The organism is Roseisolibacter agri, from assembly GCF_030159095.1.
Taxonomy (GTDB): Bacteria; Gemmatimonadota; Gemmatimonadetes; order Gemmatimonadales; family Gemmatimonadaceae; genus Roseisolibacter; species Roseisolibacter agri.
Genome location: NZ_BRXS01000002.1, coordinates 80,715 through 93,535, shown reverse-complemented (window position 1 = coordinate 93,535; position 12,821 = coordinate 80,715). Strand labels below are relative to the sequence as shown.

The window sequence follows — 12,821 nt, the reverse complement described above, 5'->3', positions numbered from 1 at the left end:
GCGACGCGCGTGCACGATGGGGCACCGCGCCAACCCGGCGCCCGTCCGGGCGCCCGGCCCCGCGATCCCGCCACGCGCATGGGCACCGTGCGACCCGGTACCACCGCGACCGTCGTCGCCGGCCGCGCGCCCGCACCACCGAGCGCCGCGCAGCGCCGCGTGCACGGCCTGCTCGACGGGCGCGCCGAAGCCGGCGACCCGCTCGACGTCGCGTGCTACTACGCGCTGCTCGGCGCCATCGTCCTCGCGATCGCGGTGATGGTCCTCGAGACGGTCCCTTCGGTCGCCACGCGCTGGAGCCTCGCGCTCGGCGCGCTCGACGTGGGGCTCGGCGCCGTGTTCGTCGTCGAGTACGTCGCGCGCGTCTGGTCCGCGCCCGTCGATCCGCGCTACGCGGACGGATGGCGCGGCCGGCTGCGCTTCATGCGCTCGCCGCTCGCGCTGCTCGACCTGATCGCGGTGATGGCGCTGCTGCTGCCGCACCTGACGTTCGACCTGCGCACCGCGCGCATCGCCCGGATCTTCGCGCTGCTGCGCGTCGGCAAGCTGGGACGCACGGCGCGCTCGCTGGCGATGGCGCAGCGCATCTTCCGCGCGCGGCGCGACGACCTGCTGCTGGCGATGGGCGCGGTGGGGTCGCTGCTGCTCGTCGGCTCGACGATGGTGTACTTCGCGGAGCACGACGCGCAGCCGGAGAAGTTCAGCAGCATCCCCGAGGCACTGTGGTGGGGCGTGGCGACCATCACCACGGTCGGCTACGGCGACGTGTATCCGGTCACGACGATCGGGAAGCTGATCGGCGGATGCCTCGCGGTGTTCGGCATCGCCAGCTTCGCGCTGCCGACGGCGATCCTCGGCGCCGCGTTCCTGGAGGAGCTGCAGCGCGCGCGCGGCGTGGACGCGCATGCGCCCTGTCCCACGTGCGGAAGGCCGCCGGCGGACGACGCGGGGAGTGCCGGCTCGACGTGAGGCCGTTGCCCCGGCCGAGTTGCCTCGCCGGCCGAGCCGAGCGTAGCGTAGGGAGCCTTCTCCCCGTGCCGAGGTCGCGCCATGGCGTTCCGCATCCCTGACGGTCAGCTGCCGGACGACGCGCCGGCCGAGCCCATCGGTCCCATGTCATACGACGCGTATCTCCGCTTCAGCGAGAGCCGGGAGCTGCGATACGAGTACGTGGGTGGATTCGCATATGCGATGTCGGGTGGAACGCTCGCACACCATGACATCGGATTGAACGTCGCCGTCGGGCTGCGCACCCGCACGCGAGGCACGGCCTGCCGAGCGTACCACCAGGGATTCCGGATCAGGACGCCACGCGGCGACGTGTACTATCCCGACACGATGGTCTCGTGCGGACCACGCCCGTCGGATGATGCGCTCGACCTGACCGATCCCTGCCTCGTCATCGAGGTGCTCTCGCCGTCGACCGCGCGCACGGACCTCGGCGAGAAGCGGATCGCCTACCAGGAAATCGCCTCGCTCCAGGCATATCTGGTCATCGAGGCGACGTGGCGCGCCGTCCATCGCCACTGGCGCGACGATACAGGGGAGTGGCAGCGCGAGACGATCAGCGGCGCATCGGGGAGCGTACCCCTTCCCTGCCCCGTCGGCGCGACGCTCACGCTCGACGAGATCTACGAGGACGTGCAGGTGCCGAACGAGTCGCCACGGCCGCGGCGCGTGTTCGAGCAGCCCGAAACGACGACGGCCGGCGCGTCGTGAGGACGCACCGGCCGCGCGCGATCATGTAGGACGTCAGGCCGCGGCCGCGAACGGCTGCTCGTCGGCGGTCAGCGTGCGCTGCACGCACAGCGTGTGCGGGCGCGCGCGCTTCTCGGGGAACCACGCGCGCTCCGCCGGCTCGTAGCCCAGCGCGGCGAAGAACGCGGGCTGCAGCGTGTGCGCGAACATCGCGTCGTGGCCGCGCATGCGCGCCAGCGTCTCGACGGCGCACACCACCAGCCGCCCCAGCCCGCGGCCGTGCGCGGCGCGCGACACGGCGACGCTCGTCAGCTCGGCCAGCGACGGCGAGTACTCGCGCAGCGCGGCGCAGGCGAGCACGCGGGCGCGCCCGTCCGTCGCCACCACGAAGTCGTCGATCGCCCGCACGATCTCGCCCGCGCTGCGCGGCAGCAGCAGCGACTCGGCCGCCCACTCCTGGACGAGCGCCGCGATGCCGTCGACGTCCGACAGCCGCGCGCGCCGCACCACGATCTCGTCGCGCGACGGGGCGCCGTCGCGCACCAGCTCCACGGGCGTCACGACTGCGGCCCCTCGGTGATGATGCGCTCGATCGTCTCGAGGCCGCGCGCGAGGTCGTCGCGCGAGATCACGAGCGGCGGCAGCAGGCGCAGCGTGTGGTCGCCGGCGGTGAGGATCAGCAGCCCCGCGTCGCGCGCGCGCGCCACGATCTGCCCCGCCGGCTCGTGCGTGTCGACGCCCCACATCAGGCCCGCGCCGCGCACCGCGCGCACCCTGCCCGTGCGCGCGGCCATCGCGCGCAGCGCGTCGCCGAACCACGCGCCCACCTCGCGCACGTGCGCCAGCAGCGCCGGATCGCCCAGGCGCTCGCAGACGTGCAGCGCGACGTTCGCGACCAGCGGGCCGCCGCCGAACGTCGTGCCGTGGTCGCCCGGCTGGACGGCGGCCGCGATGTCCGCGTTCACGAGCACCGCGCCCATCGGCAGGCCGCCGGCGAGCGGCTTGGCGAGCGTGATCATGTCGGGCACGACGCCGGTCGTCTCGTACGCGAACAGCGTCCCGAGGCGCCCCAGCCCGCACTGGATCTCGTCGAACACGAGCGCGATGCGGCGCTCGGCCGTCATCGCGCGCAGCTCGCGCAGCAGGCCGTGGTCGACGACGCGCACGCCGCCCTCGCCCTGCACCGGCTCGACGATCACGGCGCACACGCGCTCCGCGTCCAGCGTCGCGTCCAGCTCCTTGATGTCCCGCTCCGCGATCGAGATGCCGCCGGCGAGCGGGCGGAAGGGCGCACGGTACTGCGCGCGGTCGGTCGCCGCGAGCACGCCCATCGTGCGGCCGTGGAACGCGCCGCGCAGCGAGATGATCTCGTGCTTCGGGCAGGTGCCGAACGGACCCGGCGCCTCCTCGGCGCCGGCCGGCACCAGGGTGCGCGCCCAGCGGCGCGCGAACTTGAACGCGCCCTCGTTGGCCTCCGCGCCCGAGTTGCAGAAGAACGCGCGCGCGGCGAAGGAGTGGTCGACCATCCACTGCGCGAGACGCTCGCCGGGCTCGGTGCGGAAGAGGTTCGACACGTGGACGAGCCCCGTGTCGAGCGACTCCTGTACGGCGCGCGCGATGCCCGCGTCGCCGTAGCCCAGGGCGTTGACGGCGATGCCGCTCGCCAGGTCGAGGTACGCGCGACCGTCCTCGTCGTACAGCGTGACGCCCTCGCCGCGCACGATGCGCATCGGCGCGCGCTTGTAGGTGCCGAGCAGCGCGCCCTCGGTGGAGGGCGTGGCGGCGGTGTCGGGCACGACGGACGGGGAGACGGCGGTGGCCATGGGGCAGGGCCTGGTGAGAAGCGGTGGTCAGGCCGTCGCCGGAGCCGCGGCTCCGGTGACGATGGCGGTGCCGCGGGCCGGATCGGCCAGCGCGGCGAGATCGCCGATGCGCACGCGGCCGACGCCGCGGGCGAGCGCCGCCTGCGCGGCGTCGAGCTTGGCGGCCATGCCGCCGCCCGCGGTGCCGGCGCGCACGAGCGCGGCCGCCCCGGCGGGATCGAGCGAGGCGACGGGAGCGCCGTCCACCAGGACGCCCGGCACGTCGGCCATGAAGAACAGCTCCGCGGCGCCGACGGCGGCGGCCACCGCGGCCGCGGCGTCGTCGCCGTTGACGTTGAGCGCGACGCCGCGCGCGGCGGTGCTCGCGGAGACGGGGCTGATCACGGGGCAGTAGCCCGCGCCCACCAGCAGCGCGAGCAGCGCGACGTTCACGCGCGCGGGCTCACCGACGCGGCCCATGCGCACGTCCGCGGTGGGCGCGGCCTCCAGCAGCACGCCGTCCTCGCCCGAGAGGCCGAGCGCGGCGACGCCGGCGGCCAGGAGCGCGGAGACGAGCTGCTTGTTGGCGAGCCCGGAGAGCGCCATGCGGATGACGTCGACGTCGGCGTCGGTCGTGACGCGACGCCCGCCGATGAACTCGGGCGTGATGCCGCGCGCGCGCTGGATCTCGCTCACCGCGTCGCCGCCGCCGTGCACGACGACGAGGCGCCCGCCGGTGGCGGCCGACACGGCGGCCAGCGCGGCGGGCAGGGCAGGGTCGCCCTGCGTCCGCCCGCCGAGCTTCACGACGACGGCGCCGCGGAAGACCTCGTGCAGGGCGGCGTGCGCGTCGGCGACCGTGCCGTGCGGGGGAACCACTCCGCTCAACGCGGGAGTCCCGCGGTCTCGTCGAGACCGAGCATCAGGTTCGCGTTCTGGACCGCCTGACCCGCGGCGCCCTTCATCAGGTTGTCGATCGCGGCGAAGACCTGCAGCGTCGGCGTGCGCACGCCCTTCACGGGAAGGACGGTGAGGCGCACGACGTTGCGGTGCTGGACGTCGGCGAGCGACGGCAGCGCGTCCACGACCTCGACGAACGGCTCGCCGGCGTACGCGTCGCGCCACACGGCGAGCGCGTCGGCCGGCGCGGCGGTGACGGGGACCGTGCAGGTGGCGAGGATCCCGCGCGCGACCGGCAGCAGGTGCGGCGTGAAGATCAGGTCGACGTCCGCGCCGAGCGCGCCGAGGGTGGCGCGCATCTCGGGGAGGTGGCGGTGGACGTTGCCGGCGCCGTAGGCGCGGAAGCTCCCGGTGACCTCGCCGAAGAGGAGGTCCTCGCGCGGGCTGTTGCCGGCACCGGTGACGCCGCTGGCGGCGTCGGCGACGACGGTCGCGCCCGTGGCCAGCAGCCCGGCGCGCGCCAGCGGGGCGAGCGCGACGAGGATGGCGGTGGGGTAGCAGCCCGGATTCGCCACCACCTCGGCCGCTCGCACCGCCTCGCGGTTGAGCTCCGTGAGCCCGTACGGGATGCTCGACTCCTCGTCAGTCGGCGCTCGGCGCTCGGCGCTCACTCCGGCGGACGTGAGAGCGAGCGCCGAGCGCCGGGCGCCGAGCGTGGCGAGGAGCTCGCTCGTCAGGTGGCCGGGGCGCAGGTCGGACGACAGGTCGACGACCTTCGCGCCCGCCTCGTGGGCCCGGCGGCTCCACTCGGCCGACGCGCCGTGGGGGAGGGCGCTGAAGACGAGGGCGGCATCGCCCAGCGGGGCGTCGTCGGTGGCGACGAAGGTGACGTCGGTGGGACGACCCGCGACGCCGAGGGGGGCCGGCACGCGCACCGTCTCGCCGCGGCGGCGATCGGCCGTGGCGAAGGCGAGGGTGAGCTGGGGGTGCGCGGCGACGAGGGCGCAGAGCTCGCGCCCGGCGTAACCGCTGGCTCCCAGAATGCCGACCGGAATGTTATTCATAGGACCTGCATAATATTCCAGCCCATCCCCGAATTCAACCGACGCCGAGCTCTGGGGGCGCGTCGTTCCTGCCGGAGGTCTTCCCGTGTCCCGTGTGCCCACGTCCGTGAGCCAGCCGACCAAGCGCGACCGCCAGAAGGCCATCCTGGAGATCGTCGAGGAGACCGCAGTGGGGAGTCAGGAGGAGCTGCGGAAGCTCCTGGTGGGGCGGGGGTGGGACGTCGCGCAGTCGACGCTGTCGCGGGACCTGCACGAGCTGCGGCTGGCGCGGGTGCCGACCGACGACGGCATGCGCTACGTGACGACCGACCAGTCCGGGGACACGGAGCAGGCGCGGGCGGCGCTGGAGTCGCTGCTGCCGCAGCTGTTCGACCGGGTGGACGGGGTGGGGGAGCTGGTGGTGCTCCACACCGTGACGGGCGGGGCGCAGCCGGTGGCGGCGGCGTTCGATTCGGCCGCGTGGCCGGACGTGCTGGGGACGGTGGCGGGGGACGACACGATCCTGATCGTGTGCCGGTCGGCCGCGGCGCGGGAGCGGGTGATCCGCCGCCTGGAGAAGATGGCCGAGGGGTGAGCGCGCGGGGCTCGCGTGCGCGAGCGGGCGTCGGACCGGTGCGGGGCCTCCGCGTGGTCCGGCGCCGTGGTGCCATGGCTCCGCTCGGTGTCCGTTGGCCGTCCCGTGGACGGCGTGTCGGCCGCTTCGCTCGGTAGGCAGGTCGCGGGCCGGCGGCGTGTCTGCCCCGGTGCGTTGCGGGCGCTACGGGTAGATGCCGGGCTCACGGACGGCCGAGCGCCGTCGCGCCGGCCGGTCCGTGATGGGGGCGGTCGGCGGCTGCACCGACCGGTTGAGTGCCCGCAGCATGCGACTGATCTCGACGCAGTGGCCGAGCAGTGGCGCGATGTCGGCCTCGGTGGCGTATCCGAGGCGGACCGAGAGGAAGAGGAGCGTCTCGACCTCCGCGATCGTGCCGAGTGCCTGCGAGATGTAGTGGGCGTACTCGCGGGGGGTGTAGCGGACGTTGCCTTCGGCGATCGCCGCCGGGACTGCCGCGGAGGCGCGCCGCATGGGAACGCCGAGGCTGTCGCGGACGGAGGTGGGGAAGTCGGCGGTGAGGGCGAAGACGCCGCCGGCGAGTTCGAGGGCCTTCTGCCAGACGCGGAGTCCGCGGTAGCCGGGCTGGGTGGGGGTGCGGCCGGCGGCGGCTTCCGCGGCGGCGGCGTCGGCCATCGGTACCTTCCTGCCGTCGTCGGCGGGCTGGGTGGCGTCGGCGCCGAGCGGGTCGTCGGGCGGGGGCGCGGGGTCGGGGCGCGGCGGGCGTCGGCTGGGCATGAGGCGTCTCCGGCAGAGGGTTCGGGCCGAAGATGCGGGGCGCACGACGGGGCGACCGTACCGTGGTGACGCGTGTCGTGCCGTGGTGGGAACCGGCACTGCGGACTGCGGGCTACGGATTCAGGGACGTTCGGGACGCGTCGGCGCGCCGGACCTGGTGGCCTGATGGAGGGAAGCGGATGCTCCGGATCGGAACGGATCGAACGGATCGCTCTTCTCCGTCTATGGGACGTCGCCGCCGCGCGGAGCGATCCGAATGATCCGTTTCATCCGGAGCATCCGCATCCTCTCCAAGAGCCGCAGGGGTCCGGCGCGCCGGCCTGGCGGCGCTGACTAGACGAGGTGCGCCAACTCCTTCCGGCCAATTGACATGCGCCCCCGATTGGTTGATTATGCAAGACTACTGCATACTTAACCGGAGCCTGCGCATGACCTCGCGTCCCGCCGTCCGCACCATCGCCCTCGCGTACTCCGGGGGCCTCGACACGTCGATCATCGTGCCCTGGCTCAAGGAGCACTATCCCGGCGCCCGCGTCGTCTGCGTGGCGGCCGAGATCGGGCAGGGCGACGAGCTCGAAGGGATCAAGGCCAAGGCGATCGCCTCCGGCGCCGACGAGTGCTACGTCGAGGACCTCCGCGAGGAGTACGTCCGCGACTTCATCTTCCCGACGCTCCGCGCCGGCGCGATCTACAACCGGAAGTACCTCCTCGGCACCTCGATGGCCCGGCCGCTGATCGCCAAGCGCCAGGTCGAGATCGCCCGCCGGGTGGGCGCCGACGCGCTCGCGCACGGCTGCACCGGCAAGGGGAACGACCAGGTCCGCTTCGAGCTGACCTACATGGCGTTCGCCCCCGACCTGCCGGTCATCGCGCCCTGGCGCGAGTGGGACATCCGCAGCCGCGAGGACGCGCTCCGCTACGCGGCCGAGAAGGGCGTCCCCGTCGCCGCGACGATCACCAAGATCTACTCGCGCGACCGCAACATCTGGCACCTCTCGCACGAGGGCGGGCAGCTCGAGGACCCGGCCGTCGCGCCGGCCGAGGACATGTTCCAGCTGACGACCGACCCGGTCGCGGCGCCGGACACGCCCGAGGAGGTCACGATCGAGTTCGTGAAGGGCACGCCCGTCGCCGTCAACGGCAAGGCGCTCGGCCCCATCGCGCTCGTCGAGACGCTGAACGCGCTCGGCGCGAAGCACGGCGTCGGCCGCATCGACCTCGTCGAGGACCGCATGATCGGGATGAAGTCGCGCGGCGTGTACGAGACGCCGGGCGGCACCATCCTCTACGCCGCGCACTCGGAGCTGGAGCAGCTGATCCTCGACCGCCGCACGCTGGCCGCCAAGGACCTCATCGCGCCGCGCTACGCGGACCTCGTGTACGAGGGCCGCTGGTGGACGACGGAGCGCGAGGCGTACGACGCGTTCGTGAACGCGACGCAGGAGCGCGTCACGGGCACGGTCACGATGCGCCTCTTCAAGGGCTCGGCCGTCGTCGTGGGCCGCGAGAGCAAGTTCGCGCTGTACGACGAGCGGTTCGTCACGTTCGGCGAGGACGACGTCTACCAGCAGAGCGACGCGGCGGGCTACATCCGCCTCTACGGGCTGTCGCAGCGCGTGCGCGCGATCAAGGACCAGGAGATGCGCCAGCACCACTCGCTGACGACGCCCGACCCCGAGGTCGGCGACAAGCCGGCGGAGTCGGGCGACGCGAAGTTCCCGCCGAGCGAGCAGGAGCTGGCGGAGGCGTCGGCTTGAGCGAGGCGGGCGGCGCGCACAAGCTGTGGGGCGGCCGGTTCGCCGGCGGCCCGTCGCCGCTGCTGGACGCGATCAACCGCTCCATCGGCGTCGACTTCCGCCTCTGGCCGCACGACGTCCGCCTGTCGAAGGCGTGGGCGATCGCGCTCGGTCACGCGGGCGTGCTGACGATGGACGAGAGCCGCGAGCTGGAGCGCGGCCTCGGCATCGTCGCGCAGCAGCTCGCGGACGGCGCGCAGCCGATCGCGAGCGACGAGGACGTGCACACGATGATCGACCGCCTGCTGCACGACGCGGTCGGCGCGGTCGCGAGCAAGCTGCACACGGGCCGGTCGCGCAACGACCAGGTGGCGACGGCCACGCGCCTCTGGACGATCGAGGCGTGCGGGCGCGTCGACGCCGCCGTGCGCGCGCTGCAGCAGGTGCTGGTCACGCAGGCGGAGGCGCTGGAGACGGCGCTGATGCCGGCGTACACGCACCTGCAGCGCGCGCAGCCGGTGAGCGTCGCGCACTGGCTGCTGTCGCACTTCTGGCCGCTGGAGCGCGACCGGCGCCGCCTGGCCGCCGCCGCGCGCGGCGCCAGCGAGCTGCCGCTCGGCTCCGGCGCGATCGCGGGGACGGCGTTCCCGGTGTCGCGCCTGCTGCTGAAGGAGTCGCTCGGCTTCCACGCGGTGGCGCGCAACAGCATCGACGCGGTGAGCGACCGCGACTTCGTGGCCGAGGCGATCTTCGCGCTCGCCATGATGGGCGCGCACCTGTCGCGCATCGCCGAGGACCTGATCCTGTTCGGGTCGAGCGAGTTCGGGTTCGTGCGCTTCGGCGACGGCTTCTCGACGGGCAGCAGCATGATGCCGCAGAAGCGCAACCCGGACGCGCTGGAGCTGGCGCGCGGCTCGGCGGCGCGGCTGCTGGGGGACCTGGTGGCGATGCTCGGCACGCTGAAGGGGCTGCCGACGGGCTACAACAAGGACCTGCAGGACGACAAGCGCGCGCTGTTCGACGCCGTGGACACGATGCTGCTGGTGGTGCCGGCGGTGGCGGGCACGGTGGACGAGCTGACGTTCGAGACGGCGCGCATGGAGTCGGCGCTGTCGAGCAGCATGATGGCCACGGACCTCGCGGACTATCTCGTCCGCAAGGGCGCGACGTTCCGCGAGTCGCACGGCGCCGTGGGCGCGCTGGTGCGCGAGGCGGAGGAGAAGCGCATCGAGATGTACGAGCTGCCGCGCGAGCGGTTCGCGCAGGCGCACGCGCTGTTCGGCGACGACGTGCTGGACGCGCTGTCGGCGCGCAGCAGCGTGGCGCATCGCGAGGCGATCGGCGGGACGGGCCCGAAGGCGGTGCGCGAGCAGATCGAGGCGGCGCGCGCGGCGCTGGGTCCGGCGCAGGACACGCCGGCGCACGGGAACGAGCTGGTGGCGAACGTCGCGCTCTGAGTCGAGCGTCGCGCGTGTAGCGTCGAGCGTCGAGCGGGTCCGGCGGCAGGGAGCACTCCCTCGCACCGGACCCGCTCGACGCCATACGCTCGACGTCAGGCGCCGAACGCCGTCTTCAGACGTGCGCCCGCATACGCCTGCGCGTCCCTCGCCCTGTCCACCACCGCCGCGGCGCCGAAGAACTCGTGCGCGACGCCGTCGTACAGGCGGCGCTCGACGGGGACGTTCGCGGCCTTCAGCGCCTGCTCCAGCATCATCCCGTCGTCGCGCAGCGGGTCGATCTCGGCGTTGATGATCGTCACCGGCGGCAGGTCGGCGAGGTTCGCCTTCACCAGATTGATGCGCGGGTCCTGCAGGTCGGCCGGGGTGCGCGTCGCGTGCTTGGCGAACCATCCCATCATCGGGCGGTTGAGCGGCTTCGCCATCGCGTAGCTTTCGTACGACGCCGTCGTCGTGTCGGGCTGCGCGATGGGATAGACCGAGATCACGGCCGTGGGCTTCTGCAGCTTCGCGTCGCGCGCGGCGACGGCCGTCGCCACCGCGAGGTTGCCGCCCGCGCTCTCGCCGGCGAGCGCGACGCGCTTCGGGTCGCCCTTGATGGACGCCGCGTTCGCGAGCGCCCAGCGATACGCCGCGAGCGCGTCGTCGTGCTGCGCGGGGAACTTCGCCTCCGGCGCGAGGCGGTAGTCGACCGACACGACGACCGCGTTCGCCTCCTTGGACAGGCCGCGCGCACCGCCGTCGTAGACGTCCTTGCTCGCGATGACCCAGCCGCCGCCATGGTAGTAGACGATGACGGGGAAGGGGCCGGCGCCCGCGGGCGTGTAGATGCGCGCGGGGATGCTGCCCGCCGCGCCGGTGATGCTGCGATCCATCGACGTCACGCCGGGCACGAGCGCGGTCGGCACGGTGTCCCTGCCCTGCGCCACGAGCAGCGCCATCACGGCGTCCTTCGGCGACGGCTGCTGCCGCGCCTCCTGCGGCGTCAGCGTCTCGATCGGCCTGGGGCCGAGCGCGGCGTGCTGGTCGAGCAGCGCCTTCATCTGCGCCTCGGGCGCGGCCGCCGCGCTGTCCGTCACCGCGCCCGCCGCGGAGTCCGCGCGCCGCTCGGCGCCACCGCCGCAGGCGGCCAGCAGCGCGAGCCCCGCCGCGCCGCACCATCTCGTCATCGTCGTTCCGTCACGACCCGTCATCGTCCCCTCCTCCCATGCCCGGTGGTCGCGCGCCACACGACCCCATCGCGCGGCGCGATGTGATGCGGCAGCTGGCGATGGCAAGGACGTCGCCATCGAGCGCTGCGGACCGCGGGCAGCGGGCCGCGGATGCGCTCCGTGCCTTCGCAGCCGTCATCACGCCGGACCCGTTGGCCCTTTGGAGGGGTGCGGATGCTCCGGATCGGAACGGATCGTTCGGATCGCTTCTGTCGGGTGCAGGGAGCGTCGTCGCCACGCGGGACGATCCGCAACATCCGCATCATCCGGAGCATCCGCATCCTCACCAAAAGCCACGGAGGGCCCGCGCGCCGGACCCGGACGGCAACGGCAACAAGGATAGAGTCTGACAGGATCTGATAAGAGCGGATGGTTCCGCGTGGCGGTGAGCTTCCTCGCACTCCACCGGAGCCATCCGTCGTTATCAGACGTTATCCGATCGTCATCCTCGCAATGCTGTTCGCCGTTGCGCTACGCCCGCGCGCCCCGCAGCGCCGAGCGGACCATGACGTACTCGCCGACGTTGTCGAGCGTCAGCAGGCCGAGCAGCGTGCGGCCGCGCACCACGGGCATCGCCTGGCAGTCGCAGTCCTTCAGGCGCGCGAGCGCGTCCTCCAGCGCCTCGTCGGGCGCGGCGACGGCGAAGTCGGTGCGCATCGCGCCGCGCACGGGTGCGGCCTGGCCCTGGTCGCGCAGCGCCTGCAGCAGGTCGCGGCGCGTCAGCACGCCCACGAGCGCGCCGTTCTCGATCACGGGGAAGTCCTGCTGGAAGCCCGCGAGCAGCAGCTCCACCGCGCGGCCGATCGGCTCCTCGGGGGCGAGGGTGCGCACGTCGGTGATCATCACGCGCGACAGCGGCAGCTCGCTGATGCCGCTCTCGCCGGAGACCGCGTCGGCCTCGCTGGCGGCGGCCATCCAGACGAACAGCGCGACGAGCACGAGCATCGGCGTGTGGAACCAGAAGAACCCCGCGAGCCCGAACAGCACCGCGAACACGCGGCCGATGGTCGCCGCGCGCACGGTGGCGCGCGCGTAGTCGCCCGTGCGCCACGCGATCAGCGCGCGCAGCACGCGGCCGCCGTCCATCGGGAACGCGGGCAGCAGGTTGAACGCCGCGAGCCAGATGTTGACGCCGAGCAGCTGCTGCGCGAGCGAGCGGCCGAAGAAGTTCGCGTCGGCCGTCGAGACGGCCATCGGGTCGGGCGCGCTGTCGAACAGCCGCAGCCCCGTCCACAGGAGGATGGCCAGCGCGACGTTCACCGCCGGCCCGGCGAGCGCCACCATCAGCTCCTGCCGCGGCTCGCGCGGCATGCGCTCCAGCCGCGCGACACCGCCGATGGGAAGCAGCGTGATGTCCTGCGTCGCGATGCCGTAGCGCCGCGCCGTCAGCGCGTGCCCGTACTCGTGCATCAGCACGATCGCGAAGACGAGCCCCACGAAGCCGACCGCCATCGCGCTCGCCTCGTACGACCGCGTGCGCTGGTACGTGCTCAGCGCATAGAAGGCGAGCAGCAGCAGGAACGTCGCGTGGACGTGGACGTCGATGCCGGCGATGCGCGCGATGCGCCAGGACCACTTCACGGAAGGGCGGGTGCGGGGACGTGCGTGGGCGCCTCCCGAAAC

General features: G+C 73.4%; 12 protein-coding genes. 5 read left to right on the top strand and 7 right to left on the bottom strand.

Annotated elements, in window-relative coordinates; all coding sequences use genetic code 11:
- The first annotated feature begins 78 nt into the window (after positions 1-78).
- Both rosag_RS05005 and rosag_RS05000 read left to right on the top strand, forming a co-directional pair.
- Positions 79-969, top strand: coding sequence for an ion transporter (locus rosag_RS05005; RefSeq protein ID WP_284348948.1), 891 nt, complete (start codon positions 79-81; stop codon positions 967-969).
- 81 nt (positions 970-1,050) lie between these two features.
- Complete coding sequence (locus rosag_RS05000; RefSeq protein ID WP_284348947.1) at positions 1,051-1,719, top strand: Uma2 family endonuclease; 669 nt, start codon at positions 1,051-1,053, stop codon at positions 1,717-1,719.
- 33 nt (positions 1,720-1,752) lie between these two features.
- On the opposite strand, the gene rosag_RS04995 is transcribed toward rosag_RS05000, so the two are convergent.
- From rosag_RS04995 to rosag_RS04980, 4 genes are read right to left on the bottom strand one after another with little or no spacing between them, the layout of a single operon-like run.
- A complete protein-coding gene (locus rosag_RS04995; RefSeq protein WP_284348946.1) occupies positions 1,753-2,259 on the bottom strand; it encodes a GNAT family N-acetyltransferase in 507 nt (168 codons plus the stop codon).
- Positions 2,256-3,521, bottom strand: a complete 1,266-nt coding sequence (locus tag rosag_RS04990) for an aspartate aminotransferase family protein (protein WP_284348945.1) — start codon at positions 3,519-3,521, stop codon at positions 2,256-2,258. The genes rosag_RS04995 and rosag_RS04990 overlap by 4 nt, the downstream gene beginning before the upstream one ends.
- Positions 3,522-3,548: 27 nt before the next feature.
- Positions 3,549-4,379, bottom strand: coding sequence for an acetylglutamate kinase (gene argB, locus rosag_RS04985; protein WP_284348944.1), 831 nt, complete (start codon positions 4,377-4,379; stop codon positions 3,549-3,551).
- Positions 4,380-4,384: 5 nt separating this feature from the next.
- Positions 4,385-5,464 carry an N-acetyl-gamma-glutamyl-phosphate reductase gene (locus tag rosag_RS04980; RefSeq protein ID WP_284348943.1) on the bottom strand — a complete coding sequence of 360 codons (1,080 nt, stop codon included), beginning with the start codon at positions 5,462-5,464 and terminating at the stop codon, positions 4,385-4,387.
- An 85-nt stretch (positions 5,465-5,549) separates the two neighbouring features.
- Here rosag_RS04980 and argR point away from each other — a divergent pair, with 85 nt between their 5' ends.
- Positions 5,550-6,038, top strand: a complete 489-nt coding sequence (argR, locus tag rosag_RS04975; RefSeq protein ID WP_284348942.1) for an arginine repressor — start codon at positions 5,550-5,552, stop codon at positions 6,036-6,038.
- A 183-nt stretch (positions 6,039-6,221) separates the two neighbouring features.
- On the opposite strand, the gene rosag_RS04970 is transcribed toward argR, so the two are convergent.
- Positions 6,222-6,794 carry a four helix bundle protein gene (locus rosag_RS04970; protein WP_284348941.1) on the bottom strand — a complete coding sequence of 191 codons (573 nt, stop codon included), beginning with the start codon at positions 6,792-6,794 and terminating at the stop codon, positions 6,222-6,224.
- Positions 6,795-7,222: 428 nt separating this feature from the next.
- On the opposite strand from rosag_RS04970, the gene rosag_RS04965 reads away from it, so the two are divergent.
- Positions 7,223-8,551 (top strand): argininosuccinate synthase, encoded by a 1,329-nt coding sequence (locus rosag_RS04965; RefSeq protein WP_284348940.1) that lies wholly within the window; start codon positions 7,223-7,225, stop codon positions 8,549-8,551.
- Complete coding sequence (argH, locus tag rosag_RS04960; RefSeq protein WP_284348939.1) at positions 8,548-9,987, top strand: argininosuccinate lyase; 1,440 nt, start codon at positions 8,548-8,550, stop codon at positions 9,985-9,987. Before rosag_RS04965 ends, argH begins: the two co-directional genes overlap by 4 nt.
- 95 nt (positions 9,988-10,082) lie before the next feature.
- Here the strand turns inward: argH and rosag_RS04955 are convergent, their stop codons facing one another.
- Positions 10,083-11,156, bottom strand: a complete 1,074-nt coding sequence (locus tag rosag_RS04955) for an alpha/beta hydrolase (RefSeq protein WP_284348938.1) — start codon at positions 11,154-11,156, stop codon at positions 10,083-10,085.
- 513 nt (positions 11,157-11,669) lie between these two features.
- Entirely contained in the window at positions 11,670-12,779 is a 1,110-nt protein-coding gene (locus tag rosag_RS04950; RefSeq protein WP_284348937.1) for a site-2 protease family protein, read from the bottom strand.
- Between the last annotated feature and the right edge of the window lie 42 nt (positions 12,780-12,821).

What these genes read in the sequence shown, in the direction of transcription:
- rosag_RS05005 (WP_284348948.1), top strand. Translation starts at nt 79, where the DNA reads ATGGGCACCGTGCGACCCGGTACCACCGCGACCGTCGTCGCCGGCCGC.
- rosag_RS05000 (WP_284348947.1), top strand. Translation starts at nt 1,051, where the DNA reads ATGGCGTTCCGCATCCCTGACGGTCAGCTGCCGGACGACGCGCCGGCC.
- rosag_RS04990 (WP_284348945.1), bottom strand. Translation starts at nt 3,521, where the DNA reads ATGGCCACCGCCGTCTCCCCGTCCGTCGTGCCCGACACCGCCGCCACG.
- rosag_RS04980 (WP_284348943.1), bottom strand. Translation starts at nt 5,464, where the DNA reads ATGAATAACATTCCGGTCGGCATTCTGGGAGCCAGCGGTTACGCCGGG.
- rosag_RS04970 (WP_284348941.1), bottom strand. Translation starts at nt 6,794, where the DNA reads ATGCCCAGCCGACGCCCGCCGCGCCCCGACCCCGCGCCCCCGCCCGAC.
- rosag_RS04965 (WP_284348940.1), top strand. Translation starts at nt 7,223, where the DNA reads ATGACCTCGCGTCCCGCCGTCCGCACCATCGCCCTCGCGTACTCCGGG.
- rosag_RS04955 (WP_284348938.1), bottom strand. Translation starts at nt 11,156, where the DNA reads ATGACGAGATGGTGCGGCGCGGCGGGGCTCGCGCTGCTGGCCGCCTGC.